This window comes from Microbacterium sp. A93 (assembly GCF_051842835.1).
This window is the reverse complement of the sequence record NZ_JBPXMT010000008.1, coordinates 153,635-180,058: the sequence shown is the minus strand read 5'-3', so window position 1 is coordinate 180,058 and position 26,424 is coordinate 153,635. Positions and strand designations below refer to the sequence as shown.

Sequence of the window (26,424 nt, the reverse complement as noted above, 5' to 3'; positions counted from 1 at the left end):
GTCAGCGGGCGAGGCCCGCCAGCAACTGAGTCATGTGCCCGACCGCCGGCTCCAGCACCTCGGCCATGGCCGGGTAGGCGGCATCCTCACGGCCGTACGGGTCCGGCAGGTCGATCGAGTCCAGCGAGCCGCGGACCACCGGCCGGTGCCGGGCCAGGTGCCGCGCCAGGGACCGGACCCGCTCGGGCAGGGACTCCGTCGATCCAGGGCCCGACGACGGTCCGCCCCAGGCCGGCAGGGTCCCGTTCTGCAGGGCCTCGGCGGCCGCACCGAACTCGGTCATGGTGAAGGTCCGGTTCAGTGCGCCCGGAGTGTCCCGCAGGATCTGGGCGATGTGCTCCTCGGTGGCCGCGAGGATGAGGTCCGCCTGCTGCACCGTGCGCGCGTTGAGCGCCGTGGGGGAGTGGGAGCCGAGGGTCTGCAGCGCCGCGGCACCCTGCAGCCTGTGGATCTGGGCCGGCACCGTGAGGCGGGGATTGACCTGCGTGCCGGCCGAGACGACCCGGTAACGGCCGGGGGCCTGCTGCTCCAGCTGCTGGGCCAGCAGGTGGTGCCCGTAGGCGGAACGGCAGATGTTGCCCGTGCACACGAAGAGCACCGTGGCTTGCTGGTCGGTCATTCTCAAGGTGGCCTTTCGCCGGAGATGGGTGGATCGTGGAGGACGAGCACCGACTGTCCATGGTAGTGAACGGGCGGAGGATGGGCATCCAACGGCTCCATCGGCCTGAAACCCATGGCCCCTCACCGTTTCTGAGGGCCGTGCTCCCGTTGAGGGGTGCGGTATCCGTCCATGGTGTCATCAACGCAGAGACGGTGGGGGAGTTCGTCGGATAGCTCCCCGTCACCGGGAACCTCACCGGACGGGTCTAATGGACACTGCCTTGAGCCTGATCCTGCTCTTCCAGGTCAAGATCGGGCGTGTCCAGTATGGGTTCGGCTATCGGGCCAGCCGGAGATGGTCGTCCACTGCCAGCACTCGGATTGCGGCATGAGCGTGTGACGAGCCAGCGGCATGGCCACGAGGCAGCCACTCATGCTTGGACCATGAACCAAGGAGCCGCTCCCAGCAGAAGCCCTGGCGCGCCGCCTCGCGAGCTAGCGGCACGAATACGATCAAGCCCAGCATGGTCTGCTCAGGCCTGTGGACCGTCCGCTGAAGCGGAGCCAGCGTCTGGCGCCCGCGATTCGAAGTTCAGTTCCACGATTTCGCCTCCTGGTAGTACTGGGTGGCCAGAACGGTTTAGTCTCAGACCGGGAGGTGGTTCTAAGAGGAGGCTCACCTGGGCTGCCGCCTGCTGCTCCTCGCCAAGGGTCTTTGGGTCGTTGAGATGCAGTTCTCTGTAGAGCGCGAACCGGTCCAAGTCAACCAGGTGTCGCATCGCTATCCCGTATCCAGTGGCGGCACTCATTGCGCCGCGATACGCAATGCAGCACAGCGAGTAAGGAAGAAGTGCGGTCAGAAGCCACCAGCCGTCCGTTAGCGTGGCGGCGACGACGAGTACGGTCGACGCCGCCGTCACCGCGCACACGCTGACCGCAGCGTCGAGCTGCTCGGCGGAGTCTGAGAGGTATCGATTCGCCTCCGGACGGGCCACGAGTGTGAGCGGCGCAATGACCGCTACGCCTGGCAGACCGTACGGCTGCCCGATGAGGTCTTCGTGGCGGCGAAGGATGTTGCCGAGCCGGGTCGGCATTACGCGCTCCGCTTCGATCGGCAGTTGGCGGAGGGCCTTGTCGACCTGCTGCTGGCGGAGCAGATGGGGCACGGCAATGTCGTCTGCCTTCTCCGAGCCGAAATCCATGCCTTCCACGTCACGGAGTTTGTGTTCGGCTGCCTGGAGACGCTCGATCAACTGTCTCTGGTGACGGCGGTATGCACGTACCCGCCAATGCATGAATGTCAGCGCCGCGGACGTCGTCCCCCAGTATCCCTCAAGCAGTTGCGTCAGCGAGTACTGAACCGGGTGGAGTGCGAATCCAAATGCGAACGCCGTCAACAGGAGCAGTGCCGCGCCGCCGAGGGAGAGTTGTTCGATGCTTTGAACGAACGCCTCGGGATTGGGGCTGCCACTGAAGGCTTCGGCCGCGAATAGCGCCCAGATTACGCCGACGAAGAAGAGTGCTGGCAGGAGGGTTACGACACCGAACGCTCGACCGACTGCGGTGCCCGCGCTGACGGCCGCGCTGGTGAAGTCAGGAGCAGTCGCCATGGGTGGATCACGTCACTTGCCTAGGGGGCACTCAGGATTCGCGCAGATCCCGCGGGCACTATCGCCAATGTTATGACCGCAGGCGGCGCAGAGGTAGTGATTGTCACGGGGCTCGGCGCTGTCCGTGCAATGGAACTGACCGTTGGTTCCGTAGACCTCGACGCGGTGCTGTTTGCACTTCCACGTCACGATCTTGGCTGGTAACCCGGTTCCGCGAGGGTCTCGGCGACCTCCCTGCATTCCGAACGCGATAAGGACCAGTGCGGGCCGCAGCAGTGGCGCACCGCCGTGTCTCAACCAGGTCATCGCGGTTCTCCCGGGGTCATGAAGGGTGATGTGAGCGTATCGCTTATCCGTGGGCGTGGGAACCGGGGAGGCCGAGCGCGCCGTGGTAGAGAAGTGGTCGTGGGCGAACGTACGGAGAGCGGGCGGGCCGCCGACCCGTCACCGCCTGATCGGGTTAGACGTGCTGAGCCCTCGCCTGACGACCCGGATCAACCGCGGCATGCCGCGCCGCACGGTGAGAGTGCCGGGCCCTTCCAGCGCCAGACGGGCCGGCTCGCCACCTGGCTCGGTGCCGCCATCTGGTGGTGGCCGGCCGGTTGCGTGCTCGGCGTGGCGGCGGCTGGAGCATTGCTCGGACCTGCGTGGGCGCTAGTGGTTGCAACCCTCGCTGTTGGTGTCGTGTCCGGCGCGGTCGGCGCGGTGATTGGATCATGGCGACTTGCGGTCGGGGCAACAGCGGTCACGGCACTATCGGCGGCCGCCGTGTTTTCCGTCGTTAACGTAGGCACGTCAGCGAGCGATGGGGGCCCAGACTTGGGTGGTGCACAACTGCGGGGCGCTGACTTGGCAAACAGCGACTTACGAGGGGCCAACTTGCGTGGCGCCGATCTCCGCGATGCATGCCTCAACGGGGCCGACTTACGAGGTGCCGACCTGACTGATGCGGACTTCGAAGGGGCTGCCGTATCCGGTGTGGAGGTGAACGAGGCCGCTACCGAGCGGGCACGGAACTGGCCGAGGATTGCGGACAAGTCCGCGGCATGCGATCCGTCGTAGCTACAACTGGCCGTACCTCAGCGAGTCCCTCTGGAGGATCCCCAAATGGACAGTGCTGGGGTCGCTCTGACGGTTCTTGCTGGCCCTTCCTGACATCCGTGCCGTCGACTTCTGAATCGGGTAGAGGCCTTTTCAAAAACGACCCATAATGAAGCGCTACGAGCTTGGGCGCGTGGCATCTACCCCACTGAAGCCGGCGTCGAGCTTCTGATCCGATCTGGCCCTTCCGTCTACGAGGGAGCGCCGTGGATCACCCGAGACGGGGATATCGCCTGGATCGATGTTAAAGAGCTGCTGCGTGCGTCAGGGGCCTGGTCAGGAGGTGAGCGGCACATGGTGCGCATCGCGGCCTCGCTGTTGGAAGGCCCGGCGGCATCGATTTCAACGAGGACGGCACACCCCGCGGAATTAGCCGCCGGGCCACGCTGTACCCGTGGCCCGAGAGCCAAGTCTAAGAGTCGAGCCATCCGGATACTGCGACGGGTCGTCGAAGCAAGATTTTGTCCAGCACAGCAAATAGGGGTGCCAGCCCCTTCAGAGGACCCGGCACCCCTACGAACTGCCGTCAACAAAGCAGGCCGCGAGCTTGCGGCTATGGATCTAAGAGATAGAAAGAGGTCTCCACAGTGCCGTAGCATCCCTCGGGCAGGACGACCCCTTCGACCCCATCACGGGCCTGCTCGGGGCTGATTTCGGGGCCGCCTCCGCGGATCTCCGAGCCGACGCGATACCGAATGGATTGGCCACTCTGGTCATCTTGCCCTTCAGGTCGAACCACGAACTCCCCTGGCACCTGGATCGTGCCGTCTTCCTCCACGAACGTTCCGCGGGGGAACAGTACCGGATGAACGCCCATGTCGCCGTCGTTTAGCATCAAGCAGCCATCGCTGTCTGTCTCGAGTGTGCCTTGGCGGAGGATGTCTAGTGATCCGCCAAGAGGGGAATAGGTTCCACCTGAAAACGGCGGATTTCCATCGAAGGTCAGAATGTCGGTGGGGGCATCGTCCGACGGGTCGTTGGGCTGGCCTTCCGACTGGTCGACGGGCTGGTCCTCCGATTGGACATCGGGTGTTGTGCACGCTGCCAGAAGCGAGGTGGCACACCACAAACCGAGGAGGGGAAACACCAACCTCTTGGTTAATAAGTTGCGTTTGACTTGTTTCATTCCTAGCATCCCCTCGGCCCGGTTTCTTATCCCGACTTAATGCGTACGTAAGGAATCTCAGAAGTGGACATATGCACCCATTTTGGAGAATGAAGATACGGGCGAGAATAGACTTCTGGTGATTCCGTTGATTGGTGCTTTTCCGTGATGGACTCCTCGGGCGCTGGCGCCGTTATGCCAAGGACCACCGCTATCGCCAATGTCGGAAATGTACTGGTCGGCTGCTGTGAGGCCGCAGTAGCCAATGGAGCATATCGAGTTTCGGTACACGAACGCGCATGTCCTGCCGGTGGTCTTTCCATATTTGCACACGGATTCTCCGACGATCGGCGTCCTCCAGCCGGAGACGACACGTGGGTGGCCGGCACGGATCTGAAACTGAGGGCTGGGGACGCCCGATGTTGAACGGAGCCATCTCGCGTCACCCTGTGATGTGTCCATGCGAGTGTGGTGGGTGAATGTTCCGCCATCATATGAAGTTACGGCCTGAGTACAGTGACGTGCCGTGCTGATGCCATAGGCGCTGCCATTACTGACGACGAAACCAGCAGTGCAACCGCTGCCAAAAAATTCTTGCCGCCGATATACTCCGGCTCCTGATCGAGGTCATCTTGCACAGTAACCGCGACCTCCGGGCTCTTCTGGCCGGAGAGCGAATCGTTCAAGTTTCTTGCTGCAGCAGATCCAAGCGCTTGCGCGGCAATTGAACTCACTGCTTCTGGCGCGAGCCCTGTGGCTGCCTCGACTTCAATAACACCATGGACCGGTTCCATAGAGACTGACACCTCGTCAATCTCCGGGTGTCCGTAGAGCTCGTTGTAGACCAGGGCGATGAGGTCTGGCTGTGTCGAGGCCGAAGGCGCGTCCGTTATGCGAAACTCAACCACAAGCCCGGTGGCTTTGGTCGCTTCAATGATGGATTCTGGCACGTCGTCGTTGAAGACCAACAGTGCGTGTGCATCACTGTCTTTGGGTCTCCACTCTGCATGCACGTAGGACGGTGCTGAAGCGGCTTGATCAGCTAATTCTTTGAAAGGGTCGATCCCTGTCTGATGGTCAACTAGGGCTTCTTCTGTAGTATCGGAGAGTTCCGCGTGAGCTTGTAGATCCGTAAGCACATGCTCGTCATCGATCTTCGGAATCTCGCCTTCACCAACGATGGTGAAGGCTGGATCCTCGGCAGGGGCCGCTGTCGCCGTTGCGCTTGGAGGCACGACGCTCGTTGTAACGAGCGCAAGTGCGGCGAGGGACGCGGACAGTGATTTGAGCATCTCTTGACTCCGATATTGGATTGTACAAGGGGTTGCTTTACTGACATCACAACGCGCCGACCAGTGCCGTCAGACAACTCGCAGAGGGTTGTTCTTCGACTCGCTCCACGGTTTGTTGACACCATCATTGGCATCAAATCATTCCATGTCAATGGTCAGTTTTCTCAGAAGATTCGGCGGCATTCGCGGGCGAAATGGGTCAGGCATTCGCGCATGATGGCCTTCGGCTCGCTTCCGCACTGATAACGCCTCGAAACGCCAGCGAACGTTTCGAGGGGCATCACGCAACTCGGACAGGACTCAAGCCAGTTCCAGATGAGGAGTTTGTAATTTCGTCCGATTCGGACGCGGAGGGCCATGGTGTCATCTGTAAATATATGGAGTCCAGAAACGACCGTTTGTCGACGCATTTTTTTGACACGCGGTGTCGCTTTCAGAAGTCGACGGCACTGATGTCAGAAGCGGTCTTCACTGGTCGGCTAGGTGACGTCGACGCTGCGCCGTAAGGGGATCGGTTTCCGGAACGCCCGGCAGATTAATCACAGCCGGCAGGCTGACGGCGGCATCCGGCCGAATCTCCCCATGTGCCAGCATGGTGGACATGGCCCCTGAAGTATCCGCGAAGTCCACCGACGCCGCACGTGACACCGATCCCGGTCCTCTCGTCCCCGAGGCCTACCGGCCGGCCCCGGCTGCTGACCAACCTGCCGACCCGGCCACCGTTGCGGGCGAGGCGAACGGCTCGGCTGGTGGCCGGCGTCGGGCCCCGACGGAGGAGAAGACCAAGCGCCAGCGCCGCCTGGAGTACCCGCCGGCCCCCGAGCCACTGGGGGTGCCGGTCGTGGACAACCACACGCACCTGGACTTCCGGGACGGGTTGGTCTCGGTGGACGTGCACCAGGCCATGGACGCGGCCGAGGCCGTGGGCGTGGTGGGGGCCATCCAGGTGGGCTGTGACGTGGAGTCCGCCCGGTTCACCATCGAGGCGATTGAGGCCGAATCCCGCCTGCTGGGTGCGGTGGCCATCCATCCCAACGACGCCGCCCGGCTGGCCGAGCGCGGGCACCTGGACGCCGCGCTGGCCGAGATCGAGACCCTGGCCGCACACCCCCGGGTGCGGGCCGTGGGGGAGACGGGCCTGGACTACTACCGGACCGGGCCCGAGGGGGTGGGGGACCAACAGGAGGCCTTCCGCTGGCACCTGGAGCTGGCCCACCGGCTCGGCAAGGCCGTGCAGATCCACGACCGGGACGCCCACGAGGACGTGGTGCGGATCCTGCTGGACACCCCGAACCGTCCGGAGCGTGTGGTCTTCCACTGCTTCTCCGGGGATGCCGAGCTGGCCCGGATCTGCAATGAGCAGGGCTGGTACATGTCCTTCGCCGGGCCCGTGACCTTCAAGGCCAACGAGGAGCTGCGCGGCGCCCTGGCCGAGGCCCGCGAGGAACTGCTCCTGGTGGAGACCGACGCCCCGTTCCTGACCCCGCACCCCTGGCGGGGCCGGCCGAACGCCCCCTACCTGGTGCCCCTGACCCTGCGTGGCATGGCCGAGACCCGGGGCGCGGAGGCGGACGCCCTCGCTGCTGCTGTGGCGGAGAACACACGGCGGGTGTACGGCTACTTCTGAACACCTCTGACCAGCCGGTTCCCTCGGGTCAGAAGAGTGCCGCAAGGCGGGATCGACGCGCCGCACCGTGATCAATTTGAGATCTTCGTTATCCAGCCGTTATCGTTGACCTTCAAATGGCCGGATCGGGCCAACCAGTGCCTGCGCTTTCGGCCCTGAACCCCCGTGCCCGGAGATGACGACGTCTGGAAGATCATGGCACGAGTGATGAAGGGCCGTCTGGCCAAGGGAATCGCCCAGGTATTGGCGCTGGCCCTCGTGGTCGGTGGACTGATGGCCTTCGTGGTCACCCAACGCGGCGCCGAGGCCACCGCCTCCGCACCGGCCGCGAGCGAGGTCACCGCCGGGGAGACCGCCGGCCCGGGAGCCGATCTGGGCAGCTCCGTGCTCCAGCTGGAGCGGGCCTCCCAGGTGACCGTGGAGTTGCCGAAGGTGGTCACCGTGACCTCCGGTCCGTACACCCGCTCCTTCGCCACCCAGGCCGTGAACATTGAGCAGGCCCTGCGCGAGGGTGGGGTGCAGTTCGACGACAACGACACGATCTCCCCGGCCCGCGACGCCGCGATCACCGCGGACGTGGACGTGACCGTCCAGCGCGTGGACACCGCCACCGAGACCACCACGAAGGAACTGCCGTTCGAGACCGTGAAGGTGGAGGACCACGACCTGGCTGAAGGCAAGACCTCCGTGCTGGCCGAGGGCCGCACCGGCGAGCAGTCCACCACCTGGACCGTCACCACCGTGGACGGCGAGGAGACCGATCGCGAGGCGACCGCCACCGAGACCGTGCGCGAGCCGGTGGAGCGCCGAGTGGCGGTGGGCACCAAGAAGCCCGAGCCCACGCCGGCCCCCACGCCGAGCCGCAGCGCCGCACAGTCCAGCGCGAAGTCCTCCACTTCCTCCACGTCCTCCTCTTCAACGCCGTCCCCCTCCGCCAAGCCCTCGAAGGCCTCCCAGGCCTCCGCCCCCACCTCCGGCGCGTGGCAGGCCCTGGCCCAGTGCGAGTCCGGCGGGAACTGGTCCATCAACACCGGCAACGGCTACTACGGCGGCCTGCAGTTCTCGGCCTCCTCCTGGGCCGGTGCCGGCGGCACCCAGTACGCACCGCTGCCGCACCAGGCCACCCCGGCCCAGCAGATCGCCACCGCTGAGGTGCTGCGCGCCAACGGCGGCTGGGGCCACTGGCCCGCCTGCTCCTCGCAGCTCGGCCTGCGCTAGACACCACCCCGGCCTCGCGCCTGGAGTACAGCGGCCGCACGGCCGTGTTTATCCCCAAGGGCCCGCCTCGGCGGGCCCTTGGCGTCTGACCTCACCGTAGGATGGAGCGCGTGACCGCACCCGAGAACCCCCTGCTCTCCGCCGCCGACATCCGGCGGCTGGCCTCGGAACTGGAGCTGCGGCCCACCAAGATGCTGGGTCAGAACTTCGTGATCGATCCCAACACCATCCGGCGGATCACGGCGGCCTCCGGGACCGGGGCCACCGAACACGTCCTGGAGGTCGGCCCCGGGCTCGGCTCGCTGACCCTGGGGCTGCTGGACGCCGCCGCGGCCGTCACCGCCGTGGAGATCGATCCCGTCCCCGCCGGCCGCCTGGCCCGCACGGCCGAGGAGTACCGCCCCGGCACGCAGCACCGGCTCTCCGTGGTGCTGGCGGACGCCCTGCAGGTCAGTGCCGCCGAGCTCGACGCCCTGAGGCCCGAGGCCGCGCCCGGCCCGCCCACCGCGCTGGTGGCCAACCTGCCCTACAACGTGGCCGTCCCCGTGCTGCTGCACCTGCTGGCCGAGCTGCCTTCCCTGGAACACGGCCTCGTCATGGTCCAGGAGGAGGTCGCCGACCGGCTGGCCGCCCCTCCGGGATCCAAGACCTACGGGGTGCCCTCGGCCAAGGGTGCCTGGTACGCCTCGGTGCGCAAGGCCGGCACCATCGGCAAGAACGTGTTCTGGCCGGCCCCCAAGATCCAGTCCGGGCTGGTCGCCTTCACCCGACGCCAGCCCCCGGAGACCACGGCGAGCCGTCAGGAGGTCTTCACGGCGGTGGATGCCGCCTTCGCGCAGCGCCGCAAGACCCTGCGGGCCGCCCTGGCCGGATGGGCCGGCTCCCCGGCCGCGGCCGAGACCGCCCTGCGTGCCGCCGGCGTGGACCCCCAGGCCCGTGGTGAGGTGCTCGGCATCGAGGACTTCGCCCGCATCGCCGCGCACCGGCCCGCCCCCACCGAAGGAACCTGAGTGTCTCTGCCCGTACCCTCCACCACCCGGCTCTTCAGCCACGTCACGGCGCAGGCCCCCGGCAAGGTCAACCTCTCGCTGCGCGTGGGGACCCCCCGGGCAGACGGCTACCACCCGGTGGCCAGCGTCTACCTGGCAGTGTCCCTGCTGGAGGAGGTCACCGCCACGCCCCGCCAGGACGGTGAGATCACGGTGTCCCTCTCCGAGTCCTCCAGTGCCTTCGTGGACCCGGCGGTGATCCCGGCGGACTCCACCAACCTGGCGGTACGCGCCGCACTTCGCCTGCGCGAGCACCTCGGACGGGACGCCCAGAGCCACGGCGTGCACCTGGAGATCACCAAGCAGGTTCCCGTGGCCGGTGGCATGGGTGGCGGCTCCGCGGATGCCGCCGCAGCGCTGTTGGCGTGCGCCTCCCTGTGGGAGGCGGGCCTGTCCCGCCAGGCGCTGGCGGAGATCGCCGCGCCGTTGGGCGCGGACGTCCCCTTCGCGGTGATGGGCGGGGCCGCCGTCGGGCTCGGGGTGGGGGATGAGCTCACGCCGCTGCTGGCCCGCCATCCTGTCTACCTGGTCCTGATCCCCGCCACCACGGGGCTGTCCACCCCGCAGGTCTACGCCCTGCTGGACCAGCTGCGGGACGAGGGGGTGCTGCCGGTGCCCGAGGGGGCGCCGGAGGTGGACCAGGAACTCGTCCAAGCCCTGACCACCGGGGACGCCGAGGAGCTGGCCCTGCGGCTGGCCAATGACCTGCAGGTGCCGGCCGCCACCCTGGTGCCCGAACTGTCCGAGATGCTGGACGTGGGCCTGGAGGAGGGCGCGCTATCCGGGCAGGTCTCGGGGTCCGGGCCGACCGTGATGTTCCTGGCCCGCTCCGCGGAGGAGTCGTTCCAACTCGCCGCCCGGATCGAGGACCGCACGGGGGTGGCCGCCGTGGCCGTCCACGGACCGGTCCACGGGGCTAGGGTGTTGTGAATGGCTCATCTGCTCGGCGCCGAGAACATCGGCATCTCCTTTGGCACGCGTACCGTTCTGGACGCCGTCTCCCTCGGCGTGGACGAGGGGGACCGGATCGGCCTCGTGGGCCGCAACGGTGACGGCAAATCCACCCTGATGCGGATCCTGGCGGGGCAGCAGACGCCCGACGCCGGCCGCGTCACCCGCCGCGGCGGCACCACCTTGGGGGTGTTGGACCAGCGGGACGATCTGGACCCGGAGGACACGGTCCAGCACGCCGTGGTGGGGGACGTGGAGGACCACGTCTGGGCCTCGGACCCCAAGATCCGGGACGTGATGGGCGGGCTGCTCGGCGGGCTCGACTGGTCCCGCACCGTGGGCACCCTCTCCGGCGGCCAGCGCCGCCGCACCGCCCTGGCCCGGCTGCTGGCCGGCAGCGACGACCTGATCTTCCTGGACGAGCCCACCAACCACCTGGACGTGGAGGGCGTGGCCTGGCTGGCCGAGCACCTCAAGTCCCGCTGGCGGGCCACGGACGGCGGGCTGGTGGTGGTCACCCACGACCGCTGGTTCCTGGACGAGGTCTGCACCCGCACGTGGGAGGTCCACGACGCCATGGTGGAGCCCTTCGACGGCGGCTACGCGGCCTGGATGCTCGCCCGCGCCGAGCGGGACCGCTCCGACGCCGTGATCGAGGGCAAACGCCAGCAGCTTGTGAAGAAGGAGCTGGCCTGGCTGCGCCGCGGCGCCCCGGCCCGCACCGCCAAGCCCAAGTTCCGGATCGAGGCCGCCAACGCGGTGATCGCGGACGTCCCCGAACCCCGGGACTCGGTGTCCCTGGCGAAGATGGCCACCGCGCGGCTCGGCAAGGACGTGCTGGACCTGGAGTCCGTCACCTTCTCCGTCCCGTTGCCCGACGGCGGCGGCAGGCGCACGCTGTTCGACGACGTCACGCTCCGGCTGGCCCCCGGCGAACGCGTGGGGATCGTGGGCGTCAACGGCGCCGGCAAGTCCACCCTGATGCAGCTGCTCGACGGACAGCTCACCCCGGATGCCGGCAAGGTGCGGCGGGGCAAGACCGTCCAGACCGCCATCCTCACCCAGGACGTCACCGAACTGGACGAGGTCTCGCACCTGCGGGTGGCCGAGGTGATGGCCCGGGAGGGCAACGCCTTCCAGGTGGGCGGCAAGGACGTCTCCCCGGGGCAGCTGCTGGAGCAGCTGGGCTTCGGCACCTCCCGCCAGTGGACGCCCGTGGCCGATCTCTCGGGGGGTGAACGCCGCCGGCTGCAGCTGCTGCGCCTGATGGTCGGTTCGCCCAACGTGCTCATGCTGGATGAGCCCACCAACGACCTGGACACGGACACCCTGGCCGCGGTGGAGGACATGCTGGACGGCTGGCCCGGCACCCTCGTGGTGGTCTCCCACGACCGCTACCTGCTCGAACGCGTCACCGACCACCAGCTGGCCCTGCTGGGCGACGGCCAGATCCGGGACCTGCCCGGTGGTGTGGAGCAGTACCTGCGCCTGCGCGCCGGCCAGGACGACGGGGCCGGGTTCGGCGGGACGGGCACCGGCGGGGCCGGGACGGGGCAGGGCTCGGCCGGGGTGGATTCCGGCACCGGGCCGAGTGCGGCCGAGAAGCGGGCCGCCCGCAAGGAGGCCGCCAAGCTGGAGAAGCAGCTGGCCACCATGGACCGGCAGGAGAAGGCCCTGCACGAGCAGCTGGCGGCGCTCTCCGAGGCCGGCGACTTCGAGGCCGTGGCCACGGCCACCGCAACGCTCAACGACCTCCACGACCGCAAGGATCAGGCCGAGATGGCCTGGCTCGAGGCCGGGGAGGTCGCTGAGGGCTGAGCGGACTTACTGCTGCAGGGTCATGGTGGTCCACGGCATCCGGTTGGTCATCTCCGTGGGCTCCTCCTGGCCCTGCCAGCGCGTGGTGTTGATGGTGGGGAAGGCCCCGTTGAACCAGGCCACCGGCGCGTAGTACATCAGCTCGTTGGCGCGGTCCTGCAGGGCGGTGAGCGCCGTCCCGCGCTCGGCCTGGTCGGTCACGGCCAGGGCCTGGGCGGCGGCCTCGTCGATCTGGGGGTCGCAGAGACCGGAGGGATTGGCCGCGGCCGCCCGCTGGTCATTGCACTCGTACCAGCGCACGATCCCGATGGAGGGGTCCGCCCCCACGGTGGAGCGGAGGAACGCCACGTCGAAGTCGCTCTCCGTGTAGACCTTCTCCGTGAACACGGCGCCCGAGGTGCCCTGCATCTCGATGCCGATGCCGACCTCCTCCAGCATGGACTGGGCCATCTCCACCGTGGCGGCCACATCCGAGAGCTCGCTGATGTAGCGCACGTTCAGGGTGAAGCGCATCCCGTCCGCCCCGCGCTCGAAGCCGGCCTCGTCCAGGGTCTTGTTGATGGCGTCCACGTCCCGCGGGAAGTCCTGGGAGAAGTCCACGTTCGGGCTCACGGCCCAGTCCAGGGTCTCGGGGAAGAACCCGTTGGCCGGGGTCCCGATCCCGCTGAGCGCGGTGTCCACGATCGCCTCTCGGTCCAGTGCTGAGAAGACCGCGGCGCGGACCTCCGGGTCCTCGAGGTACTCGCTCTGGGCGTTGAACATCACGGTGACGAGCTGGGGGAAGTTGCTCTCCTCCATCAGCAGGGTGTTCGGGTCATCGCTGACCCGGTCCTGCTGGGACACGTCCACGGAGGCCTGGTCCACCTCACCGGCGAACAGGGCCTCGGCGCGGGCGTTGGGGTCCGTCATGATCGGGTAGACGGCGCGGTCCACCTGGACCTCCCCGCCCCAGTAGTCCGGATTGGCGGTCAGGGTCACCTGCTCGCCTGAGCTGTAGGAGTCGAACACCATGGGGCCGGTGCCGACGGGTTCCATGTTGGCCTGGTTGGTCACGTAGTCCGTGCCCTCGTAGACGTGCTTCGGGACCATGAACTGGGCGGCCACCGTCTCCAGGATGGGGCCGAAGGGCTCGCTCAGGTGCAGGATGACGGTGTGCTCGTCCACCACCTCGGCCGAGTCCAGCCGCTCGCCGATCTGCGCCCCGAAGGACTGCAGGGGCACGATCTCCTCGAAGTTGAAGGCGACGTCCTCGGCGGTGAACGGCTCGCCGTCATGCCAGGTGACGCCCTGGCGGATGTCCAGGGTGAGGTCCAGGCCGTCCTCGCTCAACTCCCAGCTCTCCGCCAGGCCCGGGGTCATCTCGAAGTCCTGGGAGAGGAAGATCAGTGGATCCAGGATCTGGGCGCTGAACATGGAGGGGGTGGCGCCGCTGATCAGCTGGGCGTTCAGGCCCATGGGATCATCGGCGATCGCTTGGACGTAGACGCGGTCTCCGCCGTCGCCTCCGCCGCCTCCCGCTGTCTCGGCCGCGCCTCCGCCGCACGCGCTCAGGGCGAGGGCCCCGGCGGCGAGCACGGCCCACAGGCCGGTGGTTCGCTTGGATGATGTTCGCATGGTGTGTTGCCTTTCAACGGTGGTCGGACGTGGGTGGGTCGGACGTGGGTGGTTCGGACGTGGGTGGGTCGGGGCAGTCAGGGCAGGGCCGGGGCGGCTGCCAGCAGCTCCCGGGTGTAGGGGTGGGAGGGGTCGGCGAAGATCTGATCCTTCGGGCCGTGTTCCACGATCTGTCCGTGGCGCATCACGTACACGTAGTCGGCCACCTTGCGCACTACGGGCAGGTCGTGGGTGATGAAGACGTAGCCCACGCCCAGGCGGTCCTTGAGGTCCGCCATCACGGCGAGCACCCCGGCCTTCACGGAGGCGTCCAGGGCGGAGACGGCCTCATCGGCCACGATGATGCGGGGGTCCAGGGCGATGGCGCGGGCGATCAGCACGCGCTGCCGTTGGCCGCCGGAGAGCTCGTGTGGATAGCGGTCCAGGTAGTCCGCGGCGGGCGCCATCCCCACCAGCTCCAGGACTTCGGTGACGCGCCGGCGGGTCTCGGCTGCGGTCCGGGCCATCCCGTGCAGGCGGATCACCTCGCCGATGGCCCGGGAGACGCGCTTGCGCGGGTTCAGTGAGCCGGCCGGGTCCTGCAGCACCGCCTGGACGCTGCGGCGGTAGGCCCGTTTCTCGGTGCGGTCCATGGAACCGACCTCGCGGCCGTCCAGGCGCACCGAGCCCTCCGTGGGCTCCAACAGGTCCAGCAGGAGCCGGGCCAGTGTGGACTTGCCGGATCCTGACTCTCCCACAATCGCCACGAACTGGCCGGGCCGGGCCGTCAGGGTGGCGTTCTGCACGGCATGGACCGGTGCCGAGGTGCGCCTGGAACGGAAGGTCTTGGAGACATCGAGGGCCTCAAGTTGCACGGGATGCCTCCTGGGCGAAGCGCTGGCGGGTCTGCAGCGGGATGGAATACAGCTCCGTGTCGGCCTCGGTGAGGCTGCGGACGCTGCGGAGCAGGGCGCGGGTGTACTCGTGCTGTGGATCGGCCAGGACGCGGTCCGTGGGTCCCTCCTCCACAATCCGCCCGGCGTACATGACGTAGACCCGGTCCGTCATCCCGGCCACCACCGCGAGGTCGTGGGAGATCAGCAGCAGGGAGGTCCCCAGCTCGGCCACCGTCTCGTCCAGGGTGCGCAGCACGTGCTGCTGCACCGTGGCGTCCAGGGCCGTGGTGGGCTCATCGGCCAGCACCAGGGAGGGTTCCTTGGCGATCGCGATGGCGATGAGCACACGTTGGCGCATCCCGCCGGAGAGCTCGTGCGGGAAGGATGCGGCCACCTGGGCGGGGTCCGGCAGCCCGGCCTGGCGCAGGAACCGTTGCACGGACTCCTCCCGGATCGCCCGCCGGTTGGAGCCGCTCCTGCTGGAACCGCTCCCGCTGGAACCGCTCCCGCCGGAACCGCGCCGGGTCGAGAGCGACTCGGCCACCTGGCGCCCGATCCTCATGGTGGGGTTCAGGAAGGTCAGCGGATCCTGGAAGATCATCCCGACCGTCCGCTGCCGCACCTCGTCCCAGGTCCTCTCGGCGGCGCCCACCATCTCGCGGCCCCGGATCCGGATGGACCCGCTGACCCGCACGCGGGGGGAGGTGGGCAGCAGCCCGGCGATCGAGCGGCCGGTCACGGACTTGCCGGACCCGGACTCGCCGACCAGGCCCACGCGCTCGCCGTCATGGACCACCAGGTCCACGGAGCGCACGGCCTGGACCTCACTGCGCTCGCCGGTCGGCAGCACCACGTTCAGCCCGGACAGTTCGATCAGGGGCACGGCTCCGTCTGCTCCTGTGTCTGTGGTTCTCATTTGACCCTCCCGACGGTGGGGTTGTAGGCGTCGTTGAGGGCGTCGCCGAGCATGTTCACGGCCAGCACCACCAGGAAGATGCACAGGCCCGGGGCCACGGCCAGCCACCAACCGTCCCGCATATAGGCCTGGGCGGAGTTCAGCAGCGCGCCCCAGGACGGGTGGGAGGGGTCCCCGATGCCCAGGTAGGCCAGCCCCGACTCGATGAGGATGGCCCGCCCCACCGTCATGGACGTGGCCACCAGCACCGGCGGCATGGCATTGGGCAGGACGTCCGAGATGATGATGCGCAGGCTGGGGAACCCGGCGGCCCGCGCCGATTCCACGTAGCCGAGCTGGGAGATCCGCATGGCCTCCGCCCGGACGATCCTGGCCACCGCCGGCCACATGGTGACGGAGAGGATGGCCACGATGATGAAGACGTTGGCCCCGAGCAGCGCCGCCGCCACGAGGGCCAGCACGATCCCGGGCAGCACCTGGAAGAACTCGGCCAGCTTGACCATCACGGTGTCCATCCAGCCGCCGTGGTAGCCGGCCAGCCCGCCCACCACCAGTCCGATGCTCATGCACAGCACGGCCACGCTGAAGCCCACCAGCAGGGAGACCTGGCTGCCGTTGACCAGCCGGGCCAGGTAGTCCCGGCCCAGGTGGTCCGTGCCGAGGGGATGCGCGGGGCTGGGGGCCAGCAGCTCGGGGGCTCCGGTGGCGGCGGGGTCGCCCACGAAGAGCGGGCCCAGGACGGCCATCAGGACGAACACCCCCAGCAGGGGGATGAACACCCGGGTGCTCGGCTTGCGCAGGAACACGCGCCAGGCGGAGCGTTCGGCTCCACCGGGGGGACGACGCCGGCCGGCCGGCTTCCCGGGCGCTGTCGCCGAGGGCGGTGGGAGGGTCCCGGCCCCGGCCGGCTGAGGCTCCGGGATCGGCTCGGGCGGCCCCGCGGTGGGGGCCAGGGGGATCTCTTGCTGGGTCATGCGGTGACCTCCTGGGAGGGGCGGTGCCGTGCGGGGGAGAACTGGGCGCGTAGACGCGGATCCACCAGGCCGTACACCACGTCCGTCAGGATGTTGACGGTGATGATGACGACCGTCAGGACGATCACCACGCCTAGGATCACCATGTTGTTCTGCCGGTTGATCGCGTCGATGAACAGCAACCCCATCCCGGGCCAGCCGAAGACCCGCTCCACCAGGACCGAGCCGGCCAGGATGTAGCCGAGGCTGTAGCCGGAGACCGTGACCATGGGCAGCAGGGCGTTGGGCAGGGCGTGCCGCCACAACACGTGGGAGGAGGACAGGCCTTTGGACCGGGCCGTGTCCACGAAGTCCTGCCCGAGGGACTCGATCATGGACGAGCGCATGATGCGGGTCTTGTAGGCCAGCTCGCTGGTGGCCATGGTGATCACCGGCAACACCAGGTACTCCAGCCCGATCCCTGGTTGGCCGTAGGGGCTCTTGCCCTGGGTGGGGAACCAGCCGAGCCAGATGGAGAAGACCAGGATCAGCAGCATGCCGAACCAGAAGTTGGGGACGGAGAACAGGGCCACGGCACCGCCGGAGATCCCACCGTCCAGCCACCGCTTGCGGGTCCGCGCGGCGATCGAGCCGAGGATCAGGCCGCCCAGCGTGGAGAGCACGAAGGCGGGGACCGCCAGGGCCAGCGTGTTGCCGGCCCGGCTGAGGATCAGGTCCAGGACCGGTTCGTTGTTGGTGCCGAAGGAGAATCCCAGGTTCCCGGTGAACACGTTGCCCAGATAGAGCACATAGCGTTCCCAGACCGGCTTGTCGAGGCCGTAGGCGGCCGTGATCTGGGCCCGGAAGGCCTCGGACAGGGGGACATCTCCCACCAGGGTCTGGACCGGGTCACCCGGGGCCAGCTCCAGCAGGAAGAACAACACCGTGATCACGGCGATGAACAAGATCAGGGAAGACAGCAACAGTCTTCCGTAGTGCATCACGCGAGCCTTCACCGGCACCTCCTCGGCAGTGTGGGGACTCCCACAGTCTGCTGGGGTGTGAGGTGGCCCACACTGGATCTTCCACGCCTTGGAAAGCGCGATCTGTGGGCTCGTCCGGTGCGTGGAGGTGGCTAGATCAGGCCGGCCTGACCGCGGTTGAACTCGATGGTCCGGGGGTCCAACGCCGGCCGTTCCACCCGCGCCCGGGCGATCCGGCGGGCGGTCACCCGCAGCAGATCCTTCAGGCCGTGCGGCTCTGGATGGGTGCGGGCGTAGATGGCGCCCACGGCGACGTCCACGCAGCCCAGTGCGTCCGGGACGGGGGCGGCCACGGAGCCGGCCCCCGGGGCCAGGGCGCCGTCGAGGCGCAGGAACCCCTCCCGCCGGGCCTCGGCCATCGCCTGGCGGATCTCCTCGGGGCGAGCCGGGGTGGACTCGGTGTACCGCTTCAGGGGACGGGACAGGTAGTCCTCCTGGAAGGATTCCTCCGCATGGGCCAGGAGCAGCTGGCCCGTGGCCGTCACGTGCAGGGGCAGCCGGCCGCCCATCCGGTTCTGACCCGTGTAGTTCGGGTGGGCCCGCAGCGCCTCCAGGTACATCACCTCGTCCCCCTCCCGCACGGAGAGGTTGACGGTCAGCCCGATCCGGCGCTGCAGGTCCACGAGGTGGGGCAGGGCCAGCTCACGGATGCGCAGGTCCTCCGTGGAGGCGCTCGCCAGCTTCAGGATCTTGCGGCTGAGGCGGTATCGACCCTCCTCGTCCATCTCCAACCCGCCCCAGTCCAGGACCTCATGGGCCAGCCGGTGGGTGGTGGTCAGGCTGAGATCGGCACGCCGGGCCATCTCCGTCAGGGTCAGGGGCTCCCCGCGCTGGGCGAAGGCATCCAGCAGGGACAGGACCCGGGCGGCCGCGGTGCGCTTGGCGGATCTGGGCTCGGTGTCCTGCAGCCTGCTTCGGACGCTGTGGATGTCGACGGGTGGAGTCTGGTTCATCGCGGGTCATTCCTCCGGTGGCCGCCGGGCATCGAACCGCCGGCGGGTGCGCCAAGGTTACCGGCCGTCGTCGTGCCGGGGCCGGGGTTTCCGTCCCATGAAAGCGCACCGGACCCTACCGCCGATCCGACGCCGGCGTCAGTGGATCGGCAGCGCCCGGCCGGACCAGGTGCTGAAGGTGCGCACCACCATGGAGATGGCGGCGTTCGGGGAGCCGGCCACCACGATCGGCAGGGTGGCGGGGCTGGCATCGGTGAGCGCCGGGTGGAAATGATCCGGTGCGAACGGTCCGAAGGGGCGGTCCCGCAGTCCCTTCCCGGCCCGCGTCAGTTCGGCCTCCGTGTGCCCGGCCCGCTCGGCGAGCCACTGGCGCACGTCCTGCCTGGACATCCCCGCCTCGGCCAGGGCGTGGGCGTGGGCGGGGTTCATGACGAGCACGGCCGCCCCGCTGCGGAAGATCCAGGGACCCATGCGTTGCAGGGTGTCGGCGAAGTCCGTCAGGAGCTCCTCGGCGCCGCGGAAGGACCGATTGTCCACGAACTCGCTGGTGCGGACCAACACCACGCTGGCGGCATCCTGGCCGGCGGGGACTCCGGCCTCCACGCTGTGGGGCTCCCAGGGGGAGGACTCCTCGTCCTCGCCGATGCACTGGGTCCAGCGCCCCGGGACGCCCTGGGTGGCCTGTTCCAGTTCCTGGGGGATGATCCCGAACCCGTTGCGGACCGTCAGGCCGAGCGCGCGGGGGATGGTCATGTTGGCGCGGAAGCCCGGCCCGAAGACCCCTCCCGCGGAGTTGATGCCCAACCGGTGCCGCACCGGGCCGTTGACGATCACCAGGGGGGACGGCCCGCTGGTGGACTGCCAGCCGCCACCGCGGGCGGCGCGCTCGAGGGAGAGCGCCTCCCACGCGGTGAGCACCACGGGCAGGTACTCCGGCCGGCAGCCGGCCATGGCGGCGTGCAGGGCCACGTCCCGGACGGTGGCCTGGCGGTCCACCTGGGGGAGTTCCGCCAGGACCGCGTCCGGGTCACGGTCGGTGTGCCGCAGGAAGTCTGCCACCACCTCAGTGGTGGCCGGGAGCACGGGCAGGCCATCGGACCACCCGCGCTCGAAGAGGTACTCGGCCATGGCCCGCGCGGCCGCCGGGTCCAGCAGGGACTCCGGGACGGAGGTGCCGTCTGCCCCGGTGGCCTGCGCGTCTGTCTGGTCCGTGCTCATGCGGCCGTGCCGGTCAGGGGCGTGCCGGTCAGGTGCGCGCCCGTCAGGTGCGCGCTGATCCGGGCCGCGAGATCCCGGCCGCGTTCGGTGATGCCGTCCGGGGTCAGGTTGGCGATCGGATGCGGCATCAGCAGGTAGGGGAAGTCGGGCTGTCCCTTCAACCGGGCCATCGCCCGGGAGGTGACGTCGAAGGCCTCGGTGCACACCACGGCCACGGGCAGGCCGCGATCTTCCAGGGCGATGCCGTCCGCCACGGCCGCCGCGCTGCAGGAGCCGCAGTCGCCGACTCCGATCACCACCACGTCACAATCCCGGACCAGTTGTTCCACCAGGTCCTCGGTCAGGGGCATCGCGAAGTTCTCCTTGGTGTGACGGATCAACGTGAGTGGCTGCTGATCAGGCCGGCGCGCGGCCAGGGCAGCGCCCACCGCGTCCAGCAGCTCGGCCGCATGGCGCTTGGTGTTCTCGAGCAGGCCCACGCGGAGGCCGCTGAGATCGGCCACCCGGGGCGGCCCGGAGCCCGGCGCCTCGGTGGGTGGCCGTTGCTGCGTCGTGGTCTTGCCGTGGGCCCTGCTGCTCCTGCTGATGGTGGGGTCGAGTATCCCTGCCGACATGGCATTCCTCCGTCCGTGCGGCACATCTCGCGCCTGTTCGGCCACTATGACCGGGCCCGGAACACGGGGTGGGAGGGCTTCCACGCGATGGAATGGCGGCACCTGAGGGTGGCTGGTCCGCACCCTCCGCGAGGTTCGGTAGGGGGCCGGACACTGTGGAAGAATAGGGTGCCGGTCCACCCGACGGTCCCCCTTGCCGTCCGGTCCGCCCTGGTGTAATGGCAGCACGCCAGCCTTTGGAGCTGTGTGGTATAGGTTCGAATCCTATGGGCGGAACTCGACTTAACATTGGGTCAAAGCAGTCGACAGCCCTTCCGCTGAGGCATTCCTGTCCGTAAGATCTCGTATTTAGGGAATCCCCTCCCTTTTTTGATCTGTTCGCACACCGTGACCTGACAGGACCTTCCCCCACCTGTGAGGCCACAGTCGATATCAAGGGCAAAGGGTATGCAACCGTCTCCGTCTCAAGCTGCACCTCAACATTCCATCCCGCTCACCTCAAGTGATCCGACCGCCGTCCACCAGGTCCTCCCCGGCCTGTCAGGCCCCCCACGCGCGGATGACCCGTCAGGTCCTACAAGCCATGAACCGCTGTCCGTTCCGGTGATCCCCGCACTGGACCTGTCCTGGCTGGAATCCGGTGCCAACGGGCGGTGGATGGACTCCCCGGACGAAGCGGTCCGGGCCTTGGAATCGATCTTCGGGGGTGACGGGCCCGGCGGTGCCATCCTGACCGGAGAACTCGGCGATCGCCGCGAGACCATCGAGGCCGCTCTGGCCTCCGTGCCGGCGGACCGCGCTGTGTTCCGTCTGCACGGCAGCTCCTTTGCCTCCGCCACGCCCTACGGCGCCTTGGCCATCCTGCTCTCGGGGCTCCAGGAAGCCCCGCCGACCCACCCCCACGGAATGATGCGGGTGCTGTCTGATTTCCTCTGCCCTCCCGGCGCCGAGCCGGCCATCGTGATCGTGTCCCAGCCGGACCAGATCGATGCGGGCACCAACACCGTCTTGGCCCAACTGGCGCAGATCCACCACATCACGCTGGTGGTCCATTGCGAGCGCTCCACCGATGTGCCGATCGACCTGGCCGCGCTTCGACGACTCGGGACCCTGACCGGGATCACCGTCTGGCCGCTGACGCCGGCGGCCAGCCAGAGCCTGGTGGAGGAGGTGGCCGGAGGACCCGTGACGCGATTCGCCGCGACGGTCCTGTGGCAGCACAGCGGCGGTTCCATCCAGCGGCTGCGGCAGCTGACGCGGGACTGTATATCCTCCGGAAAGCTGCGGCGCAGCGGGCCCGACTGGGTCCTCGACGCTGGACCGCTGCCGCGCCCGACCAACGGCGGGGATCCCTCCGCCATGCTGCGGGGCCTTCCCGTGCGCCAACGCGCCCTCCTGGAGATGCTCACCATCTGCGGGCCCATGCGGGTGGGAGACCTCATCCACACCGGCTACGCCGCGGAACTCGACGAGTTGGAGGAGTCCGGCGCCTTGGAGATCCGCAGTGAACACAGCGGTCGGGTGGCCCAGATGAGTGCCGTGCAGTCCGCGGAGACCATGGCGGCGATCGAGCCGGACCGCCAGCGTGAACTGTCGGCGACCCTGGAGATGTTGGATCCGGGATACCTCAGCGTGCTCCGGGCGGCACAGGACTTCGTGGCCATCGGCAACTCGACCGAAGCCGTGGCCCTGTTCTCCGACTACGGCCTCGGCACCGCCCAGCCGGTGCGGGCGGCCTCGGTGATCGGCAGGATGCACCTGGCGTGGGCCGAGACCCGGGCACGGTTCATGGTGGGCGACCTGGAGGGTGCGGAGGAGGTCCTGAAGAACTCCCCGGAACGCGGCACCGCCGCGCTCATCGTGCAGGCCGCCGCGTTGGCCGCAGTGCGCGGAGATGCGCGCCGAGTCCTCGACCTGCTGGACTCCCTCCCAGACGACCACCAACCAGACCCGCAGACTGACGATGGCGCCATCTTCACGCGCGAATCCATCCGGTGCCGGGCCCGGGCCATCCGGGCTGAAGCCCTGGCCCTCTCCGACGACCAGGCCGGTGCCCTTGAGATCGTGATCGAGTTGGACCGTGAGCTCGCCGGGTTCAGGAATCTGGGCATCATCAACGACCTGATGGGTCCCTTCGAGCGGGCCCTGCTGGCCGAATCCATGTTGACCGTGCTGGCCACCTGCGGGCAGCTGGACCGCTGCCGGGATCTTGCCGAGGCGGTCCTCGCCGGGCGGCACGGGAACCCCTATGCGGTGCAGTACGCCGATCTGGTCCTGGCCGTCCTGGACGTCCTGGGCGGTCACCCTGATCGGGCCGGTCAGCGAGCCGCCACGGCGGTGGCACAGTTGGAGCGCCTGGGCCGTCCGCAGGACCTGGAGACGGCTTTGGCGGTCAAGGCCGTCTGCGCCGAACTCCCGGAGGGGCAACACGGACCGCGGGAGACCGAGGGCGTGGACTCCTCCCGGGTGATGGAGTCCTACGCCCAGGAGTCCCGCCGAGGTCACGAGGGCCAGCCGCTCGGACGTCTCGGGTGGATGGCGGAACTCCTGCTGGCCTGGTCCATGGGCCGGATCCACTCTCCCCAGGCCCGTACGGCGCGGCTGGTGGCCCTTGCCGACCGTGCCGCCGCCGAGGGGCTCTACGCGGTGGAGTTCGCCGCGGTGTCCGGGGCCTTCCACCTCGGCGAGACGTGGCTTGCCCCCCGTCTTGCAGAGGCTGCCGCCAGCACCCAGACCGTCGCCTCGGCGCCGCACCTGATGCTGGCCCACTCGGTACTGGAGGACGATTCGGAGCGGTTGTTCCAGGCCTTGGAGCTGTTGGCCTTCGCGGGATACGCGGGTCACGTTGAACAGAGCAACCTTCCGCTGGTGCGGGACCTGACGGCTCCCCAACTCCGGCGGCTGACGGAGGCGGCCGGCGCCGGCCGCCGGAGCGGCCCGGAACCGGAGGAGCCGGGCGGTGAACCGGCCTGGATGGTGGAGTTGACCCGCCGCGAGAAGGAGATCGCCCGGCTCGTGGTGGTTGGCAAGACGAACGCCATGATCGCCCGGATCAGTGGGATCTCCATCCGGACGGTGGAGGGCCACCTCTACCAGATCTACGCGAAGCTGCAGCTCAAGGGCCGTGCCGACCTGGCCCGCCTGGCTGCCGCCCATACCCCGCAACGGCACCGGCCGTGACCGTACCGCAGACCGGACGCCAGCCGCCGTCAGTCCGGACCGGTCGCGGCGCCCACCTGGATACCCTCGTGGACGTGCTGCGGGGGAATCGGACCGCCGGGGCGGTGATCCTCGGCGGGCCGGGCATGGGCAAGTCATCGCTGGTCCAACAGTCGCTGAAGGCGTCTGGCCGCCTCGGGGACGTGCAGACCATCCAATGCAGTCCGAGCCTGCGCGAGGTGCCCTACGGGGCACTGTCCCCCCTGCTGATCGGCTTGCACCGGTTGGAGACCCCGGTGGAGGTCCTGCGCGCCCTGCAGCAGGGCCACACGGCGCCGGTGATGGTGGTGGTCGATGTGCAACACCTGGATGCTGCCAGCGCCTTCGTCCTGGCCCAGCTGGTCCAGAACCAGGCGGCGACCCTCTTGGCCTTGGGGACCGGCCCCCTCGACCGGGCGTCCGGTCTGGCTGCCCTGGCGGACACCGGGGTGCTGCAGACCATCCATCTCGAACCGGCCGACGTGGACCGCGTGCGGCGTCAGTGCGAGCATGTGTTGGACGGACCCATGACGTTGGGGACGGCACGGACCATCCGCGGGATGACCGGCGGTAATCCACGGCTGATCAACGCGTATCTCGCCTCCGCTCGGGACCAGGGGGTGCTGGTCCGGGCACCGGGCGGTGCGCCCATGCCGGGGCGTCCCGCCCCGTGGGTCCTGTTGCGTCCCGCCCCGGAACCGGACGGGCGTCTCATCGACACCGTGGAGACGATGCAGGACGCGCTGATCCCCGGCGAGCGCGAGACGCTGGAGTTGGCCGCCCTGGCCGGAGGCGTACCGCGGTCACTGTTGCGGGCCCTCGCCGGGGAGCACGTCCACGACCTGCTCGAGGCCGGATTGCTCCGGGAGGCGGGCCCCGGCGACAGCGTGGACCTGGCCGCGGCGATCCACGCCGAGGTGTTGCGGGCCCACATCGCCCCGGGGCGGAGTTTCGAGCTGTACAAGAGGTGGGTGGCCGCGGGCGGTGACACCGAACAGGGCCGGACAGCTCGCAGCGTGCTCTGGGCCCTGGAATGCGGACAGAACGTGCCGGTCAACCAACTCATGGACGCGAGCTTTGAGGCGCTGCAGGTCAAGGACTGGCCGACCGCCCGGGCCCTGGCGCCCCACCTGGCCGGGTCCCGGGAACCGCGGGCAGCACTGCTGTCCTCGGAGCTGATGCTCCTGAGCGGCCGGACCTGGGCGGCCCGCAAGGAGTTGGAGGACCTCGCCGTCCAGACCTCGGATCAGAGTCTGCGCACGGAGGCCCTGTCCCTGCTGGCCGTCAGTCTGGTGAGCGCAGGCGAGGCCCCCAATGTCTGGGCGGCCCTGCCGCCGTTGTTGTCCCGTTTCCGGGAGCGCCGGCCGGAGCCGACGAACTCGCCCCCCGTGCTGTTGAGCTTGGTCGAGCTGATCAGCAGCGGCGCCGCTGAACTGCACCGACCGGAGGTCCTTGAGCAGCTGCAACGGGTGATCGAAGACCCGCTCACCCAGGACTTCACGCGCGCGACCATGTTGCTCGTCCAAGCCGAGGCGCTGACCATGGCGGGGGACCCGGATGCGGCTGTCCAGGCCGCCGAGCGCGCCCATGAGATGGCTCAGAGGTTTCCCGCCTTCTCCACGCGCTTCGGTCTCCAATGCCTGGCCGTCCTCGTGTTCGCCCACGTCACCGCCGGGTACGCGGACCGGGCGCGGGAACTCCTCGAGGAGCAGCTGACGCTGGAGCCGCGGCAGTGGCATCAGAGATCGGGCACCGCCTTGGCTTTGCGGCACATGGTGGAGAACGCGGACGGCGCCCCGGAGGGTGCCTACCCGTGGATCGAGGACGCCGTGGTGGAATTGCGTCAGCAGGATCCCCTACAGCTGTTGCCGCTGGCCGAGGCCATGCTGGCTCCCCGGCGGGCCAGCGTCACGGTCGGGATGCCGAGCCCCACCGCCGATGAACGGGCGGCAGGGGCCGTCTCCGGCCCGGAATCCTGGTGGCTGATGTCCCTGGCCCTGTTCAGCATCGCCGAGGACCGGAACCCTGATCTCGGGGGCGCGAGCCGTCCACTGTGGCGCCGTGTCCTGGACGATCCACGGTTGCAGGGCAGTCCCGTGGTGCGCCGCGAGATCCTACTGTCCCTGATCATGCGGCGCGACCCGGCGGACGTGGAAGAGGAACTGCTGCGGGAGTTCCGCGGCGTGGTCACCGCCACGGCCGGCCCCCGGTCTGCGGGCTTCGCCCGCGTGCTGGACCCGGTTCTCGCACAGGACCACCGGGGCCTGGCGGAGGCCGCCGGAAAGTCGGCCACGGCCGGGGAAATCCTCGCCGCGGCGTTCGCCTGGGCCCAAGTGGTGCTGCTCCACCACCACTCGGGTGACCTGCGCCGCCGGGGTGAGGCACTGCGCCACCTCAAGCGGCTGCAGCTGCGGGCCGGGGTGACGTTCCCGCCCTACATCGCCGGCGCCCAGGCCCTCGGCGAGCTGACGGCGCGCGAGCGGGAGATCGTGGAACTCGCAGCCCAGGGTCTGAGTAACGCCGAGGTGGCGGAGCAGCTCTTCGTCTCACAGCGCACGGTGGAGGGCCACCTGTACCGGGTCTTCACGAAGCTCGGGATCACCGAACGGTCCGAACTGCGGGACGTGCAGTTCTGAACACCGGCAGGTCCGCTCAACCTCCGCGGTACT

At 68.7% G+C, this 26,424-nt stretch carries 20 protein-coding genes and 1 tRNA gene; 9 read left to right on the top strand and 12 right to left on the bottom strand.

Annotated features, from left to right (window positions below; genetic code table 11):
• Position 1: 1 nt before the first annotated feature.
• Together ACSU1G_RS20225 and ACSU1G_RS20220 are read right to left on the bottom strand one after the other, a co-directional pair.
• The gene (locus ACSU1G_RS20225) at positions 2-619 is read right to left on the bottom strand and encodes a hypothetical protein (protein ID WP_439281795.1); all 618 of its coding nucleotides are present in this window, start codon (positions 617-619) and stop codon (positions 2-4) included.
• A 514-nt stretch (positions 620-1,133) separates the two neighbouring features.
• Positions 1,134-2,210, bottom strand: a complete 1,077-nt coding sequence (locus tag ACSU1G_RS20220) for a hypothetical protein (RefSeq protein ID WP_439281794.1) — start codon at positions 2,208-2,210, stop codon at positions 1,134-1,136.
• A 324-nt stretch (positions 2,211-2,534) separates the two neighbouring features.
• On the opposite strand from ACSU1G_RS20220, the gene ACSU1G_RS20215 reads away from it, so the two are divergent.
• Entirely contained in the window at positions 2,535-3,272 is a 738-nt protein-coding gene (locus ACSU1G_RS20215) for a pentapeptide repeat-containing protein (protein ID WP_439281793.1), read from the top strand.
• A 592-nt stretch (positions 3,273-3,864) separates the two neighbouring features.
• On the opposite strand, the gene ACSU1G_RS20210 is transcribed toward ACSU1G_RS20215, so the two are convergent.
• Both ACSU1G_RS20210 and ACSU1G_RS20205 read right to left on the bottom strand, forming a co-directional pair.
• Positions 3,865-4,437 carry a hypothetical protein gene (locus tag ACSU1G_RS20210; protein WP_439281792.1) on the bottom strand — a complete coding sequence of 191 codons (573 nt, stop codon included), beginning with the start codon at positions 4,435-4,437 and terminating at the stop codon, positions 3,865-3,867.
• Between the two features lie 479 nt (positions 4,438-4,916).
• A complete protein-coding gene (locus ACSU1G_RS20205) occupies positions 4,917-5,708 on the bottom strand; it encodes a hypothetical protein (RefSeq protein ID WP_439281790.1) in 792 nt (263 codons plus the stop codon).
• 601 nt (positions 5,709-6,309) lie between these two features.
• On the opposite strand from ACSU1G_RS20205, the gene ACSU1G_RS20200 reads away from it, so the two are divergent.
• From ACSU1G_RS20200 to ACSU1G_RS20180, 5 genes are all read left to right on the top strand, one after another.
• Positions 6,310-7,335 carry a TatD family hydrolase gene (locus ACSU1G_RS20200; RefSeq protein ID WP_439281789.1) on the top strand — a complete coding sequence of 342 codons (1,026 nt, stop codon included), beginning with the start codon at positions 6,310-6,312 and terminating at the stop codon, positions 7,333-7,335.
• Positions 7,336-7,530: 195 nt separating this feature from the next.
• Positions 7,531-8,553 (top strand): transglycosylase family protein, encoded by a 1,023-nt coding sequence (locus ACSU1G_RS20195; RefSeq protein WP_439281788.1) that lies wholly within the window; start codon positions 7,531-7,533, stop codon positions 8,551-8,553.
• Between the two features lie 101 nt (positions 8,554-8,654).
• Complete coding sequence (gene rsmA, locus ACSU1G_RS20190) at positions 8,655-9,563, top strand: 16S rRNA (adenine(1518)-N(6)/adenine(1519)-N(6))-dimethyltransferase RsmA (RefSeq protein ID WP_439281787.1); 909 nt, start codon at positions 8,655-8,657, stop codon at positions 9,561-9,563.
• Positions 9,564-10,532, top strand: coding sequence for a 4-(cytidine 5'-diphospho)-2-C-methyl-D-erythritol kinase (locus ACSU1G_RS20185; protein ID WP_439281786.1), 969 nt, complete (start codon positions 9,564-9,566; stop codon positions 10,530-10,532). It begins immediately after the preceding gene.
• The gene (locus ACSU1G_RS20180; protein WP_439281785.1) at positions 10,533-12,371 is read left to right on the top strand and encodes an ABC-F family ATP-binding cassette domain-containing protein; all 1,839 of its coding nucleotides are present in this window, start codon (positions 10,533-10,535) and stop codon (positions 12,369-12,371) included. It begins immediately after the preceding gene.
• A gap of 6 nt (positions 12,372-12,377) precedes the next feature.
• On the opposite strand, the gene ACSU1G_RS20175 is transcribed toward ACSU1G_RS20180, so the two are convergent.
• From ACSU1G_RS20175 to ACSU1G_RS20140, 8 genes are all read right to left on the bottom strand, one after another.
• On the bottom strand, positions 12,378-13,985 hold the full coding sequence (locus ACSU1G_RS20175) for an ABC transporter substrate-binding protein (protein ID WP_439281784.1): 1,608 nt from the start codon (positions 13,983-13,985) through the stop codon (positions 12,378-12,380).
• Positions 13,986-14,062: 77 nt separating this feature from the next.
• Positions 14,063-14,839 (bottom strand): ATP-binding cassette domain-containing protein, encoded by a 777-nt coding sequence (locus ACSU1G_RS20170; protein ID WP_439281783.1) that lies wholly within the window; start codon positions 14,837-14,839, stop codon positions 14,063-14,065.
• On the bottom strand, positions 14,829-15,776 hold the full coding sequence (locus ACSU1G_RS20165; RefSeq protein ID WP_439281782.1) for an ABC transporter ATP-binding protein: 948 nt from the start codon (positions 15,774-15,776) through the stop codon (positions 14,829-14,831). Before ACSU1G_RS20165 ends, ACSU1G_RS20170 begins: the two co-directional genes overlap by 11 nt.
• Positions 15,773-16,750: an ABC transporter permease gene (locus tag ACSU1G_RS20160; protein ID WP_439281780.1), complete on the bottom strand. Its 978-nt coding sequence runs from the start codon at positions 16,748-16,750 to the stop codon at positions 15,773-15,775. The genes ACSU1G_RS20165 and ACSU1G_RS20160 overlap by 4 nt, the downstream gene beginning before the upstream one ends.
• The gene (locus ACSU1G_RS20155; protein WP_439281779.1) at positions 16,747-17,730 is read right to left on the bottom strand and encodes an ABC transporter permease; all 984 of its coding nucleotides are present in this window, start codon (positions 17,728-17,730) and stop codon (positions 16,747-16,749) included. Before ACSU1G_RS20155 ends, ACSU1G_RS20160 begins: the two co-directional genes overlap by 4 nt.
• A 134-nt stretch (positions 17,731-17,864) precedes the next feature.
• Positions 17,865-18,725, bottom strand: a complete 861-nt coding sequence (locus ACSU1G_RS20150) for an IclR family transcriptional regulator (RefSeq protein ID WP_439281778.1) — start codon at positions 18,723-18,725, stop codon at positions 17,865-17,867.
• 138 nt (positions 18,726-18,863) lie between these two features.
• Positions 18,864-19,943 carry a hypothetical protein gene (locus ACSU1G_RS20145; RefSeq protein ID WP_439281777.1) on the bottom strand — a complete coding sequence of 360 codons (1,080 nt, stop codon included), beginning with the start codon at positions 19,941-19,943 and terminating at the stop codon, positions 18,864-18,866.
• On the bottom strand, positions 19,940-20,557 hold the full coding sequence (locus tag ACSU1G_RS20140) for a UGSC family (seleno)protein (RefSeq protein WP_439281776.1): 618 nt from the start codon (positions 20,555-20,557) through the stop codon (positions 19,940-19,942). The genes ACSU1G_RS20145 and ACSU1G_RS20140 overlap by 4 nt, the downstream gene beginning before the upstream one ends.
• A gap of 204 nt (positions 20,558-20,761) precedes the next feature.
• Here ACSU1G_RS20140 and ACSU1G_RS20135 point away from each other — a divergent pair.
• The 3 genes from ACSU1G_RS20135 to ACSU1G_RS20125 all read left to right on the top strand — a co-directional run bounded on the left by ACSU1G_RS20135 (position 20,762) and on the right by ACSU1G_RS20125 (position 26,391).
• Positions 20,762-20,833, top strand: a tRNA-Gln gene (locus tag ACSU1G_RS20135).
• A gap of 327 nt (positions 20,834-21,160) precedes the next feature.
• Entirely contained in the window at positions 21,161-23,737 is a 2,577-nt protein-coding gene (locus tag ACSU1G_RS20130; RefSeq protein ID WP_439281775.1) for a helix-turn-helix transcriptional regulator, read from the top strand.
• Positions 23,734-26,391 carry a helix-turn-helix transcriptional regulator gene (locus tag ACSU1G_RS20125; RefSeq protein ID WP_439281774.1) on the top strand — a complete coding sequence of 886 codons (2,658 nt, stop codon included), beginning with the start codon at positions 23,734-23,736 and terminating at the stop codon, positions 26,389-26,391. The genes ACSU1G_RS20130 and ACSU1G_RS20125 overlap by 4 nt, the downstream gene beginning before the upstream one ends.
• The last annotated feature ends 33 nt before the right edge of the window (positions 26,392-26,424 follow it).